This window comes from Paenibacillus sp. CAU 1782, from assembly GCF_054551715.1.
On the sequence record NZ_JBTOLL010000027.1, the window covers coordinates 13,859 to 32,422 of the forward strand.

The window sequence follows — 18,564 nt, forward strand, 5'->3', positions numbered from 1 at the left end:
ATTCAATCAAGCTTTCTCAACATATAGCGGTAAAAAAAGAAAGCGGAGGTTTGGAATGAAGACAACCCGATCTATTGTTGTTTTGACGGCGTTGTTGGCACTGATGGTTGCATTGGCGGGCTGCAGTACTGGTAAAACGCCAAAGGCGTCACTGCAGGAAGCGATGCTTAACACAATGGATGCCAGCTCTTACAGGCTGTCAATGACGATGCAGGTGGAAGAGCTTGAGCTGCCGCAAAGCGGTGCTGCCGGCATAACGCCAATCAGCATGGCCGGAATTCTCAAAGATGCTATTATAAATATTGATGCCTTGCACGACAAGGAAAAAGGCCGTACCGATATGAATCTGGAGCTGGTGCTGCCGGGTATGATGGAGATGAAGCTGGCCTTTCCGCTAATTATGACGAAGGACACCCTCTATATGAAGCTTCCATCGATTCCGATCCTTCCGATCCCGCAAGAAGTTACCGACAAATATATCGCGATGGATTTAAAGGAATTGGCGGAAAAGCAAGGGCAAGGCGCCAACATTAATATCGAGGATCAGCAAAAGCTTGGGCAGCAGATCTCTGCGGCCGTGTTAAAGCATTTTGATGATAAGACGTATTTTCAACAGCTGAAACCGGAGGATGCAAATCTGCCGGAAGACATCAAGCCAGACCGAATGATCAAGTTTGCCGTCACGGACGAACAATATCCGCAAACCGTAGAAACGCTGGTCAATAACGTTTTGCCGGAAATCGTGGATATTTTGCTGGCGAATAGCGCATTGCTGGAAACCATTCAGGTTGAAAAAGCCACACTGGAGCAAGCCAAGGAAGAGCTGCAGACTAATAAAACGGAGCTGCTGAACGTGCTCCAGAACGAAGTGAAGCTGACGGCGCTGGAGCTGACTGGAGCGATTCAGGACGATTATCTGGTACATCAGCAAGGGCGCATCGCGGTTGATGCAACAAACTCCGACATTGGCCATCATATTAAACTGGATGTATCGTTTACCGGGAAATATTCCGATATTGGGAAAACTGTCGAGTTTTCAAATGAACTGCCGACGGATACAACGACCATTGAAGAAGTTATGTCCTCCATCAAGCTGCCATTTGGCTTGTAGCACAAAAAAACAGCCCTTGCAGGCTTCGCCGTTTGGCGGGTTTGCAAGGGCTGTTTTTATACCACGGAAGTGATTAACTTTTATTTAAAGAAGCGAATCGTAAGCGGGTAACGATATACAATGCCATCGTTGGCTTTTGTGCTGGCGATAATGACGTACACCAACCAGAATATGCCGATAGCGATCAGAAGGAAAACGCCAATTGCGATAAGGATCAAAATAGAAGCCACAATTGAATAGATCAAAATGCTGATTTGAAAGTTTAACGACTCCTTGCCTTGAGCATCCACATAAGGCGATTGATCCTTCTTGATCAACCAGATGATGAGAGGCCCGAGAATGCTGCCGAAAGGAACGATAAACGTACTAAGCGCCAGCAGATGGCAGAGCATGCCGTATGTACGCTCCTCTTTGTTGGGCACGTAATTATAAGCGTTGTTGTACAACAAAAAAACCTCCTCGATATGCAAGCTGCCTCTCAGTATAAGTACTTGAGCCGCTTTTGTAAATATATGCTTCAATATACCAATTTCAGTCCTGCTGTACAACGGAAATTAGTTCTATCGTTAAACATGGCCAGCTAAGCACAAAGTCCCTGCTGCGAATTACAACTTAACAAATATGGTGTTTTTGGCCTTATCGAAGGTGAGCGTTCCTCCAAGTCCTTCAACAATGATACGGATGGGGGCATAATCGGTTGCATCCACCTGCAGCAGTTTGTCCTTTTTGGGATCAAGAGCGAGTTTTTTCTTGTCCTTGGCGATGGTTAACGTGCTTTTGGCCGAATCCCATTCCGCAGTCGCTCCAAGTGCCTCAGCTGTTTCCTTGATCGGAAAATAGTTGGTGTTGTCTTTGAGCAGCGGACTTGTTTTCAAAGCAACCTGCTTGTCATTGACATACAGCTGGACGGAGGATTTACTATATTGCGCGGCTGAGCTTTTGCTCCCGGAGGAGCTTGAGTTTGAACCTGTCGTATTGCCCTTTGAACTGCTGGAGCTCTCTGAGCCGGAGCTTGTCCCGCTGGATGAGCTTGATCCGCCGGAGGACTTGCCGGAATTGTGATAATGATAACCCGTGCACAGCCCTTTGTCTTTGGACTTTTGCGAGCAGTTATGCCCTCCGTTGGCATCAGTTCTGCCAGAGTGTGCAGATGCGACGGTTGTAAAGAGCAGCATAACGGTTAAAACGATAACACCTGTTTTTGCAAAAACCTTCATGAATGATTCCCCCCTATTAGCCGGTATAAGGCAAAGCTTCCCCAGCCATACATACAAAATTGGATAAAATTGCACGATTCCATTTTACTATACCATGTCTAAAGTCCCGTGAATACGTTTTTAAAGCTGTCCTGTGCCCAATAAAAGTTGATCATAATTTTGTCATTGCCATGAGATAAGATTGGATTTATAGCATGCACGAATCGACACTAATCGTCAAATGGAGGTACAAGCATGACAACAAGCAATTTACGCAGGAGACTGAAAAGGGAGTTTTCAAATGGAAAGGGCGAAATCTGATGAAAAATGTCCTGAGTTTAATCCTTTTTTTATTCATTCTTCTTGCAATAACTCCGTCAGCAGCGGCACAAAACGCAAGCTATGCAGAAGGTCTTAACCGCTTGGGATTGTTCGGTGGAACGGGGAATGGATATGAACTTTCGAGGGTGCCTACCCGAGCAGAATCCCTTGTGATGATGCTTCGTCTGTGGGGAAAGGAAGAAGATATCCTGAATAACACTCACAAAAATCCTTTTAATGATACGACTTGGGAAAGTTCCTATGTGTCGTTTGCCTATGCAAATGGCATCGTTAACGGAATGAGTGAACATCGTTTTGGCGGAAACCAACCAACCTCTCTAAACCAATATTCTTCAATGGTTTTAAGGGTTTTGGGATATTCAGAGACAAAGGGCGATTTCACCTATAAAACCGCGGTTTCTTTCGCTTCACTGGTTTTAGGAGTAGACCTTGCAAAAGAAGGCGAATTCAATCGGGGAACTCTTGCAAAAATAAGCAGTTATGTTTTAAACGCAAGACCCAAAAACCAAATTGCAACATTAGGCCAGATCCATAGTGAAAGGGGTGTTTTCACAACGCAAAGTTTAAACGAGGCAAGGTCGCTTTGGGAGCAGGATAAAAAGCTGGATTCATCGACGATTTTAATCTATGCAGTTGGCTCTGATCTTGAATCACAACAAGGTCGGCTAACAGCTGACTTGGAGGAAATTTTTCGTGGTCAGCCAAACAAAAATACAAAAATCCTGATTCAAACAGGTGGAACGCTGGGCTATCACAACAACTATATGACGGATGGAGCATCAGAACGCTTTGAAGTTAGCGATGGACGACTTAAAAAGCACGAAAGCCTCATCCAAACCGCCGCATCAGACCCTGCAACACTAAGGGATTTTCTGGTTTGGGGCAAAACCGTTGCACCAAGCGAGCGATACATACTGATTTTATGGGACCATGGGTATGGTACTATGGGTGGATTTGGGGCGGATGAGCTCAACGACCGAAAAACGATGAAAGTTTCGGAGCTTTCGGGGGCAATCGGCGCATCGGATATGTATTTCGACTTAATCGTCTTTGACGCATGTCTGATGGGAACAGTTGAAACGGCCTATGCCCTTAGAAACCATGGCAAATATCTCATCGCTTCCGAAGATGCAACCCCCGCAGCCGGGTTGTATTATACGACATGGATAAGCGCAATGGAGCGAAATCCACAAATCAGTACGGAAAGATTGGGGCGTTTAATTTTAGATTCCTTTACCCTTCATTCGGGAATTGAATCAAATAATATGCCAACAACAATATCGATGATGAAGCTTTCTCAGGCTGAAGCATTGGTTAAGGCAATAGAGGATGCAGAATTTGATTTTTCACTGACAGACCTTGCAAAGGGCTCAGAGCTATTAGGTACAAACGAAGGGATATTTGATCAATATGATCTGATTGATTTAATGGGCCAATCATCAGAAATCACTGCTGCAGCCCAAGCGCTTGCATTCGAAGTAAGAAATTCTGCAGGCTATAAAAATCGCAACGGCGTGGCGTTATACGTCCCCAACAGAAAAATCGCGCAGGCAGATGAAATGAAAGAAGAGCTCAAAGCCATTGGTCTTAGCTCAACCTATATTAAAACGATTTTCAACGGAAATTAGGCAGCAAGAGAGACGTTCAGTACGACTATACGAGGAGGTATTTATATGAAGAAGATTTTAAGCTTGATACTAGTGCTTTCGCTTCTAATACCGCTAATACCCGCAGCACCTGCTCATGCGAATGTGGCAACCGATTATAATTATGTGTTCAATGTGAAAACGAGGAATGGCGAACACGCCGGAACTGACGATGTTGTTCATATGGGCGTGAGTACCTACGAAACAGGTGAGCAATCTGATCATACTTCAAGGTATGCTGCAAGTGGCACCAATTTTAATGCTAATACCGAAAAGCAATATGATTTTTGGGCGAAGAATGTGCCGCCCTGGAGAATGAATGAATTTGTTGTTTGGCTGGAGGGATCTGATGAATGGGAAGTCGACTTTGTGACTTTGTGGCTTCCTTACATTGATGGGAAAATAAATCCAATACAAGCGAAAACTATTCAATTATACACAACGACAAAAAATCGCGGTAGAATTTATCGCGATATTTCAGACGTAACCAAAAGGAAATTTACAAGTCTAGGTGACGTTGATACGCGTGGGGGAGAGTTCTATCTTGATCCTAATTCATCAGGCTCTGAACGTGTAGAGTGGGACAAAAAAGTCAGGGATCAATATGGCCACTATGACATTATGCAATATGAGGATGCTCCGGTTTTCAGCTATAAAGTTTCGGATGATGCTGTAGGCAGGGATTGGTTAACATTTCAAGAGCCAACAAAAACTCAAAATTTCATATTGGATATTGACCGTAAAAAGCTTCACGATGCAATGGTTGCACAGGACAAAGCAGAGATTTCGCTAACCTATAGGGTGGCGCTGCTTGCCCAGTCTACCAATACTGAAAGCCTTGGGGGTACTTTTGCCCACACAGGTTCAGGAAATCCTGAAGTGAAAACCTATTTAACAGAAAAGATAGGGGGCCAGGATTACTATTATAAAGATATTAAGTATACGTTTTATCGCAGCATATATGACCTTGGCAACCCCAATATAGATCAAACGATTACCTATTCGCCAAGCACTGACAATTATTATCTAAATCGAAAATTTACAGACGTTGCGATCACAGTTGACGCGGTTTCCATTCATAAAAAAACCATGACGCAAGAAGAAAAAACGGAGCTCATTACAAACTTCCAAGCAACGCCTGTGCTGTATCTTGGAAACAGTACGGAAACACCGCTTGCAAATCTTACCATGACAAAGCTGCAGGGCAATGACGGAAAACCAAACGGAAAGCTTCAGTTTACTGGAAAAGTTCCGCTGGATGTTAGCGCAGTTGATAGCGAGGGCATACGGTTGCAGCTTAACAATGTGTCTACCCATCTAACGAAAAATGGGCGGGTTCAGGCCTATCATTTGGAAAATCCGACACCGGAATCAGCGACATCACAGAGCTTTTATTTTTCAACTCACAAAGTGGACACGAAAACACCAACCATAAGAGTTACCGATGAGAATGGAAATGACCTCGTGGGGGGGAATTCCATTCAGAACAACATCAAAAAGAAGCACGAGTTTTATATGGTTTCAAGCGAAACGCTTTATCCGGAGGGAAATGTCGCCCATACTATTTCGAATCAAAATTATTTCAAATATGAGCTGTACAAGAAGTCCGGCGATTCCTATGAACCATCCATGACAAGAATAACAAACTTTGATGGTACGGGAACCCAAACAAGAGTTACCGCGCCTATAAACACGCAGGTGTTAAATGGAGTCAGCATAAAATTAAGCCCGATCGATCCAACAGAAGGCGAATTCAAGCTTCGGCTGTATGGATGGGATAGAGCTGACAATCCATTAGGCGGAGATGCGGGATACGCGGAAATCGAAAACATCAAAATCGATAACCTGGCTCCGAGAGTGAGCATTCACGAAACGGTACATCCGCAAGATACGCAGCTTCGCAAAAGAAATGACTATCGTTTTGAAATGGATGACCTTCAACAAAGCAATAACGGCTGGTCAAGGACTTATTATACCTTTATAAACGGAAGTGCGGAGCCTTCTGACACTCCTGTCGGTGAAATTGAACCTGCATCCAAAGAAATTGCATCTACTCAAGGCATGTGGGCATTTGTAGACTCAGAGGGTGATAGCTCAACGGCTATAATATCTATTCCCAAAGGCGACAATTTTGAAGGAACTCTCTATTATTTCACAGTAGACTCGCTTGGCAATGACTCCAGAAACGAGCAGGCGTCAAGATATTATACAAGGCCTGTGCAGATTTTTAATGGAAGTGTTGTCGATACCCTTATTACGGAGGATTCCAGCCTTCCAAAGCCAAGTTTTGACATCAGTTTCGACACAAGCGATCCAAACCTTGAAACGAGCTACAGATGGATTGCGCATCCCAGCAATACCTGGACGCCCACCTTTACACAAAACTTTAGAGTATATAGTGGGCAAGATGTTGGCGATGCTTCACAACGTAATGCTTCAAATGGAAGAATAATCACGATGCACGAAAGATATATCCTTGAATATACGGTTACAAATATACAATCCGGCAACACTTCCGAGTTTTCACGAGTATTCTATTATGATAATGAGTACCCGGAAATTAGCTATACCGTCGGTAGTCAGCATGATCATTTTAAATCATCTCATCAGTTTAACGTGAAAGCGACAAGTGACAGCGGAATCGCAAGTGCATATTACTATTTATCCAGACCGGACACGGAAATTAGAATTGACAATACATCAAACTATACGCTCACATTGACGCCAAACAGCGACAACATAATTGAGGTCGATCAAACCTTGACCCTAACAGGACTTCCGTCAGGCGCGTACAGCATTGTTGTTGTTGCAACAGACCTGCATGGCAGGGAAAGCAAAAAGGTTTCCCCCTATTTCGGCATGAGGTCAGGACCTGCAATCGTTGATGAATTAACATATACAGGGTCAAAGACTTTAAACGGAATGGGTACAACAACGGATGGAACCTATAGTGTCTATGCTGTTTTGAGAGAGCCCCATGTATCATGGACTTTTAATAGTACAAAGAAATATCAAAACCCGGTCTATTATGCAACAACGGACGGCATGCCAACAGATAACGGCGTTTTAGTGCCTACGTTTACAGCCGGCAATAACTTTGGCGGATATTTCATATTTACACTCGATACGCCAGTTCAGCTTCAAGAGGGTGTCAACACCATCTATCTTCAGTTTGGGCTCTTAAATTATCCTGCTGATGAAAGACCTGAGTTTTTAACGGAAGCTAGACCGATCACTATTCTTTATGATAGCCAGGCGCCAACCTTTGAATTGCCGGACTATAGCACCATTCAGCCAACAAACGCATCCGTGACAGCCAGAATAGTAGCCAATGATGTTGGCACTGGAATCAGCAAGCTAACTGTCGCGCCGGCGGATGCAGGGAAAATTTCGGTTTCTCCCTATTCAAACGGAGCCTTCACCGTAACGATTAACGAAAACATAACAACTAACCTGACGTTGTCCGACGAGCTCGGAAATAGCGTTTTTGTTCCTATTTCCGTGTCTAATATTGACAAAACCGCTCCATCCGCGCTTGCGTCAAGTGAAATCGTGACAAATGGAGCAAGGCAGGATGGTGTTGTCACTGTTGATGTCTCAGACAAGAATGACACAACCGTTTCATTCGCGCTTATTCAAGACCCGACAACAAATCACAGTTTGACAGAAGCAGACTATGCGTTGTTTGATTCAAGTCACTCCGTGGAACTGCAAAGTAGCCCGGTTATCGTTAATGGCGAAGGGAACAAACAGAAAACCTATACCATTGACTTGAAAGGGCTTAGCGGAACCTATGCCATCGGGATCAAAGCCGTCGACACAGCAGGGAATGTGACGGAAAAAGTTTTCTATGACGCCAAACTGGACCTGGTTGACGCGGAAGCATCCATTGTAAGGGTGAGCGCAAATCCTACAACAACAAAAACGACCTCAACGGTTACCGTATCATTTAACGTTCCAGTAACCGTAATGCCTAATGCACCTGTAGAGGGTGATGTTGTGGGTGATATGGCAAGGTCCAACCTTCTTTATACCGGCTTGTTAACAACATCCGCTGACTATGTGATGAATTATGATGTTGTGATTCAAAACAATAACCCAATCAGCCTCTATATTCAGGACGAGGTCGGAAGGGATCATGTTGTTCAATTCACACCTGATGTTGAGTTTGTTACAGGTTTTGACATTACAGGCCATGTAGAGAAAAATGGCCAAACCATCCAAAACGGAGGATTTATAGCCTATAACCAAGGCGATACGCTTTATTATGTTGTTGTTCCCAATCCAAAGTATTCTGGACAATATTTCTATGTTGAACATGCAGTTTTGTCCGGATTAGAGCTAAATACAGAGCTAAGTGTTCTGGACCCTTCTTTTACAGAAGTAGAAGGGAAAATAGCTTATTCAAAGCTAGTTTTTGAAGCGTTAAGAGATGAAAAAACAACAAAATCAGCTTATTTCGAGACATATACAACAGAAGGCATTGAAGCTGATCGGATGGAAGAGGAATATGTTGCCATTACAGTGGTTGACGAAACAGCGCCTGTTGCAAATGTGAACTATTCGATCACGGAGCCAACAAACCAAAATGTGAACGCAACACTTTCTATATCTGACCCGGAAAGCGGGATTTTGAAGCTTGAACGTTCTTATGACGGCATAAATTTCAGCACAATTAACTCCATTGTTTCGCACACCGAAACATTTGAGCAAAATGCAACGGTCTATTTCAAAGTGACAAACAAAGCGGGAATAGAAACAACCGTGCCGGTCGCTGTATCAAACATTGATAAAACGCCGATTACGCAAGACAGACATTACACAGTTGAATATGCCTACGAAAACTATCTTGGCAATTGGGTTCCAATCACAGAAGGAAAAGCCTATAGAAGGGTTATGGCAACGCTCAAGTTTATCGGCGACGAAAAAACGCTTTCTATGACAAACAACAACGCGGCACTCTCTAGAACCCTGACTGAGGATGTTAACTCATTCACATTCCAGTTCAGGGATCAAGCAGGAAACACAGGTTCTCATACGGTTAGCTATCACCAATTTGACAACACAATTGGTCAAACTTCCTATGTGTTATCAAACACGGCCAAGACAAACCAAAATATCTTTGCAACGATCACGTTAAGTGATGATTCGGGTGAGATTGCATTCGCGGAGGTTAAAAAGGGCGATGTGGTGTATCCATTCAAAGGCGAGCCGCTTGAAAATGAATATATCGTTGAGCTTGACAGCTCGGGTATTTATTATGTGACGGCCTATGACTATGCCGGAAACAAGTGGACTTCTCCAATCACTGTTTCAAACATTAACAAAGTGGCCCCAACGGCAACCGCAAAGACCTACAGCACGCTTCCAACTACCATTACTTCACAAAGCGTAAATGTTGAACTGACACAGTTTAGCAAAGATATCAAAACCATTACAGTCACCGGTGTAGAACGTACCGGAAGCCTAACTGCCAATGATATTGTACATATCCCTGGCACAAAAGCTGTTCGCTTTAAGAAAAATGGCACGGTTACGATGTTCTTTGTTGACGACTATGGCAACGAAGGACATGAGGTTATTACCATTTCTAATATTGTTTCCACGCCGCCGCAAATCAAAGCAACTGCAACATTAGCGGAAAATAAGCTGAGCGTGAATGTAACATTTGACCAAATCCGTGACAGTGACGGGGTTCCGCTGGACATTCTTAGAAAGATGGAAGACCTTACCGTTTCTTATCGTGGATATGAATATGCGCTTTTAACTGAGGTGAAGGATGAAAACGGCGATGTTGTGTCCTATAAGGATGCCGTTATCAACGTTAACACGAACGGGGAGCACGTCTTTCAAGTTAGAGACCGGACAGGCATCACGCAAAAAATTCTTTTGACGGTTGAAGGAATTGAAGTTGGAGGACCAAAGGTTAAAGAAGTTCGTTGGACCTATAAATATCTCGAACAAAATCAAACCGGCGAATGGATTGAAAAGGATCATCAAAACAAGATTGTTGTTGGTGTCGACACATCTGGAAAAGAAGCGGGATATGTCGTGGGAATCGACAAAAATCCGGCAACGAACCAGAGTGTCAATGTCACTGTAATCACGGACAAAGATGCCAAATTCGTGGGCGGGAACGACCCTTGGGAACAAGAAAAGTCAATGAACTATAGAGAAAACGGACTTTACAATTTTAACCTTGAAGGAAGAACAGGAGACTATACCTCGTATGGCGTCAATATTGGTCTAATCGACAAAACGCCTCCTGTGCTCAAACTTAAAAATGGCGAAGAGCTGATCTTCATCGAAGGCATGACGCCTAAAAAAGATGCCTCCATTGCCTATGACAAGTCAAAGCTTCTGGACTTCGAAGCGTGGGACGTGGTCGCAGGTAAAAATGTTGATCTGACAAAACGAGTCACCATAAACTATGGAGCAGGCGGGAGAGTGTTTAACCCTGACAACATCTCGGCCAATGAATTTGTTCGCGCGAACCCTTACTATATCGACTATACGGTAAGAGATGATGCAGGAAATCAAACAACCATCCGTCGAACCGTTCGCCTTGTGGGCCTTTATGACACAATAGCCCTAGTAAACGGAGTTATGCCGGATAGCACAAATACGGCAACCGTTCTTGGAAACAAAGTTGAACTAACACTAAAAAACTTTTCCGGAATTTCGTATGCGCGTTATGAAAAAGGGACTTTGACACAAGGTCAAATGAAAACAAAAGGAACGGTCCTTCGGGAGAAAAACGGCGTGTACACCATTGATAATGTCTCGAACGGTTGGTACACCGTATATATCCAAACGGATAAACGCGACTATTTCAACATTCATGTTTATGTTTCAAATCAAGGAGGGAAATAGGCAATGACGATTTCCAGAACAATGAAACGCAGCATAGCTTCAATCCTTTTTCTGAGCATGCTATTCACTTTTGCGAGTTTCCCTGACCGTGCAGACGCTAGTAATGCGGATTATTCAATTGCAAATGAATATATGAAATATTCTATCAATTCAAAAACAGGTGGTTTTTCAATCGAAACCATTGACGGCCACCCGCAAAAAGCTTTCGACAACAACATTCCGCTTCTTTATAGAGAAGATGCGGCAAGGAGCAACGGAACATCCTTCACAACCGTTCGGATCGATGGAAAGGATTATATTTTCGGTCAGGAATACGGCTGGTTTGGAATCGATACCAAGCTTCATGAACCTGTCGTTTCCGAGCAAAACAGGCTTTTGACAGTTGCATGGGACATCAAGGGCTATACCATTACGCAGAAGGTGTCCATTTCGATTGATCCTAACAACGCGAGGGCCGGAAACATTGGTATCTCCTATGATGTACAAAATAACAATGCGAAAGCCGGAACGGTTGGCATTCGTCTTCTTCTGGACAACGCGCTTGGTTCGGAAATTGATTCGCCTCATGTTTTGGTTGACCCAACGAAACCAACCATCGTTGAAACCGAATATAGCGGCGACAACCTTCCACAGCAAATCAGATATGTGGATTCTCTTTCGGCTTCGGACAAAATGGCATATGCCCTTTTGTCCGGCTGGAGTGGCAAAAAAGACGTAAACGTTGATAAAGTAATTGTGGGTCACTGGGTTAATCTTGCAAACACAAGATACGACTACACGCCAAACCCTAATGTCGACTTTACCAATTATTCGAACAAATATTTAGTCCCCGACACGGCAACTGCTTATTACTGGAACGAAAAATCAATTGAGCCAGGTGCAGTCAGAGTTTCCGAAATGCTCTACGGTATCGGCAACTTTTCCGATCAAACCCAAAAGGAGCATGTTTCAATAGGTATCCAAACCGAAAACGTAGTACTGACTAACGATAAAAAAGCATATGAAAACAATGGCGTTTTCAAAGCTACCGTAACCATTGACAACAGTGTCTCGGGAGCGAGAGAACTCCTGGAACCTGTTGTGACGCTTAGCCTCGACGAGGGGCTTGTTTTTGCGGCAACGAATACACGGGAATACAATGTGCAGATTTCTGGCGGTCTTAACATTGGAACCGTGTTTGATATTCCAAATGTAGAGATTATTGCAGAGACTCAGCCTATGATAACCTCCAAGCGTTTGATCGTTTCGTTAAATGCAACAGAAATTATTGATTCCAGCACACATAAACTGGTTGACTATAGTGCGAATACAAACATTTTGATTCCCGCAGTTGAAGGAAAGCTTCCGGAAGTTTCAATGAAGCATATTTTCCCGGCGGCCGTTTATTATGAAGGCGACAAAAATATTACCGTTTCCGGCGATATGAAGGTGTTGGCCGGGGCCCTTTCGGGTAGTGATGGATGGAGTCTTTACCTTGTTTCATCAGCAAGCAGCGAGGCTGCTTTGATGGACAAAAGAAAAATAAGTTTTGTTGAAGAAGGTCAGACGCTTGCGTTTTCGACTGATCAAACGTTGGCAGTTGGCAAATATGATATTGAATTTCGATTTACGAATCAACAGCTAATCGATGCCTTTGGTACAAAAATCACAGCAACGACTACATTGGATGTCACAAATAATGTAGCGGATAAAAGTGCAAGTTATGGCATTGTTTCGCTTGTTCGATTTACAAACGCCTCAAACAACAGACAGATGTATGACTATATTAGTTTTGCAAACGAAGATGTCATGAAAAAATTTGTATCTGGCGACGTAAAAAAAGACGGTATTCTTCACAAAAATATTCAGTTTGAAGAAGATAAAACAGAAATTTTGTTGACGCTTCGCGGGAAAATCAGGCTGATGGGTACGGGCACAGAGCAATATTATTCGGCTAGCAGAGCCGATGGCGACATTACCATCAATAGCATTTTGACCTATGACAGCAATGAAGCGCTTAAGATGACCGTTAATACCAATGGTGCAAAGCTGGAAGGCGACGGTACCATCAAAGTGATCAACTCGATCAATATTTGGCACAACAAGTGGTATTATGAAGTCAAAAATGGAACCAAATACAGCCTGGACCGGGAGGCGGTTTCCGAGGAAGAGGCGCAAGCACTTGAGCTTCAGCTTGGAGACGCCGGAACCATGCTGCAAAATATTGCGGGTTTTTTGATTAATATTAAATATGGGGTTATGACCCAGGATGATGATGATTTCGGAATCAGCTTTGGCGGAAGGATTTCACTTCCTTTAAAGGCTCCTGATCCATCGCAGGGTGACGAGCCTGATGAATATAAAGGCTCATTAACGGCAAACGTTGAAGATGTTCTCTATGGAAGTAAAGGCGACGACATCGGTTTTCGCGGCGTTAACACAACGTTTTCTGTTGACCTTCCGGAAGATATATTAGGCCCATTAGTAGGAAACGAAGTTGGTGCCAAGGCCGAAATAACCATTAACACCATTGAAGATATTTATAGCATTGATGCCGGTGTTAAGATAACCGTTCTGGAAGTAGAAGGGTCATTGGCGCTGAAAAAGGTTTCGATTAACTCTGTTCCCAAAATGATGCTTGACAAAATCACGTTCTTTTTAGCATCAGATAATACGAGAATTCCAGTGGTTTCGCCTTACGTATTTATTATGGGACTTGGCGGAGGCATATCAAACCTTGCAGACACCATTGCTGGAGAACCGGCAGGCCAACTGCCGCCGCTTACGATCCATCTGCAAACAAGGCTTTTAATTAATCTCATTATGGTAGGCGACTTTAAGCTGGATGCAAAGCTATCCGGTCTGTCCATTGAAGGTTCCGCTCATCTTAATGGCGACGATGATGGACGAATTTTAAATATTCAAGCGGGAATGAATATTCAATGGATATCGCCTTTTCAGCTAAATGCCTATGGCAGCATCAGCATTCACGCCGGAATTATTCGTGGCGGCATCACGATAAAAATTACGGAAGATTATTTCTATGGATATGTTTACGCAGGACTGTTCATTCCGGATTCCATCCCGTTTGTGGGGGGCAAGGAGATTGGAGGAGTCGAGGCAGCTGTTTCCTCCGACTTTGTTGGCGCAAACTTTAAGGTCATCGGAATCAAGCTTGGCTTTATCTACTATTGGAATGGCGACCTAAGCTTTGGCGGATCGATCGACCTCTCTTCAAGAGGGAAGGCCGTTCACTATGTCCAATCGGAAGCGCTAGACCAAAACGGCAACCTTGTACCAACTACCATGGCCTATGGAACGAATATGAGAAGACTCGCTACAAAGGCAGTTGCCAAAACCCGAGCCGGGAATGGTGTTACAAAAGAGGTTAGCCCGGCAACAAAAGATTCACTTCTGTTTGAAATCCCACTTCGTGGATTTGTCAAACCTACTGCATCCGAAATTATTGTCACCAATCCAGACGGCACCAAATTGACAATGGTTGAAGACGATAATAGCGGCAACGGAAACTATCTTGTTCAATCTTTAGATGGCGTTAATTATTTGTACATTTCAATTACTGACCCATCTCTTATTGTTCCCGGCAACTGGTCCATTTCAATTACAACGCCTGATGTTTATATCGACAACTTTGAAGTAAACAGTGTTGACGATATGCCGGAGCTGACAGGAATTAGTGCTTCTAACAGCGAAAATGCAAGCCGTGATATTAACGTTTCCTGGACGACAGATACCCAAAGTGAATATTCCGGTGCGCTTAATGTCTATGTCACAAAAGACCCATCGGTCATGCAAACCATTCAATCATCTAGCATTCAAGACACTTCATCTTTAATTAGTATTGGCAACCTGGAGTTAGATGGCATTGAATCGGGTTCTCATGTGTTTACACTTCCTGAGTCCTTTCCTCAAGGGGAATATTATCTTGTTGCCATGCTTGTTAACCATCAAGGTGGAATGAGTAAGAAGATGACTTCATCCACATTCACTTTCAAAAATCCGCTGCTTCCTCAAAAACCACAGTCTGTTTCTGCGGTCTACAGCGGCGACGGCTATGTGAAAGTCGATATAACGGGAAGCGACAAAACGGCAACGCACTATTTCGTAGCTATCCAGGACGAAGATGGCGTTGAAGTTGAAAATTCCTTTGGTCAATTTAAAGTTGGCAGCGACATCATCCTAAAACCATTAGAGGACCAAAGTAACCGGCCTCTATTAGAGGAAGGCAAGACTTATTTTGTTAAAGCGCAGGCTGTTCGAATTGTGGAGGATCCTCTTACACATGCGGAATACTATCGTTCAGCCGAATTTGCATCATCGCAAAGCTTTGTTATGCCTTCAATGGACAAACCTAAGCTTTTAAGCGTTGAAACAAATATTGACAGATCAAAAGAGCTCTATTATTTAAATTCGGACCAATTAGAGGTCACGTACACCTTCGACAAGCCTGTAAAAATGACATCTATTCTTAACACTGAAGAAAAAAACACACCTGAAGAGTTTAAAACGGTTTGGTCATTCCAAGAAAGACTTGAAGACGGCAAGCAATTAGTTGACTTTATAGCGGTTGGCGAAAACCTTGACACGATCCAAGGCAGCAGGTCTTCGGGTGCAATTGGGTTTACTGTCGACACAAAAGCACCTGTGTTACTCCTTGGCGAAGAGGTTGAAACAAGCCTTGATAAGGAAAACGTCGAAAACACCGTCAGCAATCAGGTTGTTTTTGTTGGCGCAAATTCAAGCTATAGCTTCCATGGTGTAACAGAACCATCCGCGGTATTAACGTTAGACGGCAGTTCAGACGGAATTGTTAGAAATCCGGACGGAACATTTGTTGTGGGTCGTAAAACCACAAGCCAGGACCCTGACCAAACGCTGATTCTTAAAGCGGTTGATGATGCCGGAAACGAAACGGTTGTTCAAGTTTATCTTGTGAATCGTGCTTTGTCGGAGTTTGAAAGCATTAAACTAATCTCTGACCTTGAGAGCTCCGATGATCAGCCCGATTACATTGAGCTGGGCATAGGCGGGAAAACGGCGCTTTCTGTAAAAGCTCTTCGCACAGTTGGCGACACCGTGTTAAAAGCAGAAGACGTTGTGTGGCACGTTCTTTATAATCAGAACATCATCAGCCTTTCACAAGACGGGACAATTGAAGCGTTAGCTCCAGGCGAAACGGCAATTAAAGTTAGCTATAGACTTTCTGCTTTTGAAGGTCAGAATGGGGAAACGGTCTATAAAGAACTGTCGGACGTTATCAAAATTAGAGTAAAAGATCTTGGTTATCGTTATGAGGTTCGTCAAACGCAAGGGTTTTCGTTGTACACCCTATACACTGAACTAAACATGGGCAAGGCAACGGTTGTGATTGAAGGCAACAAACAAACTCTTTTATATGACAACCTGAAGAAAGCCTATATTGGTTCTTCAAGGTCACTTGTCACAGGCGAGCAATTAACGGCCAACCTTGTTTTTGAACCAACGGTGAAATCTCCTATTCTTCTTCGTGGGGATACCGATGGTAATGGTACTATTGATAAAATGGATATTTCGGCAACAATGGATGCTATTTTGGACAATGTCTACAATGGGTTTACTTCGTCAGAAGACTGGATGAGAGCGGATAAAAACGGTGACGGCGTCGTTGACATTGTAGATGCGCAGCTCACGCTATTGGAGGCACTTAAGAGATGATAAAATACGTAAAAAGCATTCTTTGCATCATGCTTCTAGTGGCTGTTTTGCCATCCTATGCCTACAGCGCAAACGATGCCGCAGACCTTGGTTATCGTGTAGACATCGCAGTAACCGACAGCTCGGGTTCCTCCAAATCATCATTTGAGGTTGGAGAAGAAATTTTTGTTAAACTAAGTCTTTCCTATACGGGTGCTGGAAGAGCACCCGTATACGGCTTTCAAGGAAAGCTGCAGTTTGATTCTTATGTTCTGAAAAACACCAGTGTTAAGATGGAAAAGGACATTTCAATGAAATTTTCCGATGGTGCCATCAACTATATCTTTCTGGATATGACCGCGGGTGGTAAAGAGGACTCCATGCTTCAAAATATGGGAACGGCTGTTTTCCAAGCTAGAAACAGCGGAACGTTCAGCTTTTCTTTAAGCAACTTGATTCTAACCAACAAAGATGCGACACAGCGGTATATTGAACCGTTTGAAGATGTGCAAATCATTGTTGGCTCTGGAATAAAGGAAGCCTCAAAATCTTCACTATACGAAGACATTGCCGCTGCAAAATCTTTGCTTGCTACCGTTACGATTGCGGATAATCCCAAAACCATATATAGCCCGGATTTTTGGTATCCCACAAAATCCGCTCAACAACTGAGGGATGTTATTGCCGCAGCTGAGGCTGTTTTTGACAAAGATGATGCTCTTGCTTCGGAAATTTCGGAAGCAATCGAAAAGCTTAGCATTGGCGTTTCCAATTTTGAAAGCTCAAAAATTATTGGGCCGAAACGTTGGGCTGCCCCAGCCGGTAACAACACAGTTGATCTTAAGTATTCGGTTACGGCTTCTGTTGAAGGCGGAAATGGCAGAATTGCCGATGGTTTTGAATCACAAACCGTTCGTGCAACAACCTCTGCAACGGTCAGAATGATTCCTGATGAAGGATTTGAAACCGAATATATCTTTGTCAACGGTGAAAAGTTTATAGGCCGTGACATCTACACCATTCCAGAGGTTAGCCGTGACACGATTGTTGTTGTTACCTTTGCGAAAAAACCTCCTTTTACAGATATCGCGCATGACGATTGGTTCTATTCATCTGTAAGGTATGCCTATAACAAGGGGTTATTCACGGGAACTTCTGAAACCGAATTTAAACCTTCCGGGAAAATGAGCCGTGCAATGCTTGCCACTGTATTGTATCGTATGGAAAATCAACCAAATGTTAAATTTGGGGACGTATTCTCTGATGTTCAAAGCGGTCATTGGTATTCAGATCCTATTATTTGGGCGAACCAAAGCAAAATTGTGAACGGAAAGGGCAACGGAATATTTGCCCCCAATGATTCAATCACTCGTGAGCAAATTGCGGTTATGCTCTATAGATACGCGAAGGGCAAAGGGTTTGACCTTCACACCGCCAGTTCAAGCCTCAGCTTCAAGGATGCCAATAAAATTTCAGACTTTGCCAAAGAGTCCATTGCTTGGGCTGTGTCAAAGGGCATTATGCAGGGCAACTCTGATTTGACGCTAAACCCTTCTGGTCTTGCAACCAGAGCAGAGGTTGCTACTATGCTCCAAAGATTTGAAGAGTTGAACTAATTTAACACCGTGACCCATAAGAAGGACACTTTAAAAAAGTGATCCTCTTGTGGGTCATTTGTGTTTTAATCCTGATACAAGGACCCATTCCTAGAAATCTAAACGGC

General features: G+C 43.5%; 7 protein-coding genes. 5 read left to right on the plus strand and 2 right to left on the minus strand.

Translation table 11 applies throughout. The features are described from left to right. The first annotated feature begins 55 nt into the window (after positions 1–55). Complete coding sequence (locus tag ACX93W_RS26235) at positions 56–1,111, plus strand: hypothetical protein (protein ID WP_459395323.1); 1,056 nt, start codon at positions 56–58, stop codon at positions 1,109–1,111. A gap of 80 nt (positions 1,112–1,191) precedes the next feature. Here ACX93W_RS26235 and ACX93W_RS26240 read toward each other — a convergent pair whose 3' ends face one another. Together ACX93W_RS26240 and ACX93W_RS26245 are read right to left on the minus strand one after the other, a co-directional pair. Then, complete coding sequence (locus ACX93W_RS26240) at positions 1,192–1,557, minus strand: DUF4870 domain-containing protein (protein WP_459395324.1); 366 nt, start codon at positions 1,555–1,557, stop codon at positions 1,192–1,194. Positions 1,558–1,716: 159 nt separating this feature from the next. Next, positions 1,717–2,328: a stalk domain-containing protein gene (locus ACX93W_RS26245; RefSeq protein WP_459395325.1), complete on the minus strand. Its 612-nt coding sequence runs from the start codon at positions 2,326–2,328 to the stop codon at positions 1,717–1,719. Positions 2,329–2,522: 194 nt separating this feature from the next. Here ACX93W_RS26245 and ACX93W_RS26250 point away from each other — a divergent pair, with 194 nt between their 5' ends. The 4 genes from ACX93W_RS26250 to ACX93W_RS26265 are packed head-to-tail and all read left to right on the plus strand — an operon-like array spanning position 2,523 to position 18,457. Further along, positions 2,523–4,277 (plus strand): clostripain-related cysteine peptidase, encoded by a 1,755-nt coding sequence (locus ACX93W_RS26250; RefSeq protein ID WP_459395326.1) that lies wholly within the window; start codon positions 2,523–2,525, stop codon positions 4,275–4,277. A 45-nt stretch (positions 4,278–4,322) separates the two neighbouring features. Next, on the plus strand, positions 4,323–11,168 hold the full coding sequence (locus tag ACX93W_RS26255; protein ID WP_459395327.1) for a hypothetical protein: 6,846 nt from the start codon (positions 4,323–4,325) through the stop codon (positions 11,166–11,168). A gap of 3 nt (positions 11,169–11,171) precedes the next feature. Continuing rightward, the gene (locus tag ACX93W_RS26260; protein WP_459395328.1) at positions 11,172–16,862 is read left to right on the plus strand and encodes a hypothetical protein; all 5,691 of its coding nucleotides are present in this window, start codon (positions 11,172–11,174) and stop codon (positions 16,860–16,862) included. Further along, a complete protein-coding gene (locus tag ACX93W_RS26265) occupies positions 16,859–18,457 on the plus strand; it encodes an S-layer homology domain-containing protein (protein ID WP_459395329.1) in 1,599 nt (532 codons plus the stop codon). The genes ACX93W_RS26260 and ACX93W_RS26265 overlap by 4 nt, the downstream gene beginning before the upstream one ends. Positions 18,458–18,564 lie beyond the last annotated feature (107 nt).

What these genes read in the sequence shown, in the direction of transcription:
- ACX93W_RS26250 (WP_459395326.1), top strand. Translation starts at nt 2,523, where the DNA reads ATGCACGAATCGACACTAATCGTCAAATGGAGGTACAAGCATGACAAC.
- ACX93W_RS26245 (WP_459395325.1), bottom strand. Translation starts at nt 2,328, where the DNA reads ATGAAGGTTTTTGCAAAAACAGGTGTTATCGTTTTAACCGTTATGCTG.
- ACX93W_RS26255 (WP_459395327.1), top strand. Translation starts at nt 4,323, where the DNA reads ATGAAGAAGATTTTAAGCTTGATACTAGTGCTTTCGCTTCTAATACCG.
- ACX93W_RS26265 (WP_459395329.1), top strand. Translation starts at nt 16,859, where the DNA reads ATGATAAAATACGTAAAAAGCATTCTTTGCATCATGCTTCTAGTGGCT.
- ACX93W_RS26235 (WP_459395323.1), top strand. Translation starts at nt 56, where the DNA reads ATGAAGACAACCCGATCTATTGTTGTTTTGACGGCGTTGTTGGCACTG.
- ACX93W_RS26260 (WP_459395328.1), top strand. Translation starts at nt 11,172, where the DNA reads ATGACGATTTCCAGAACAATGAAACGCAGCATAGCTTCAATCCTTTTT.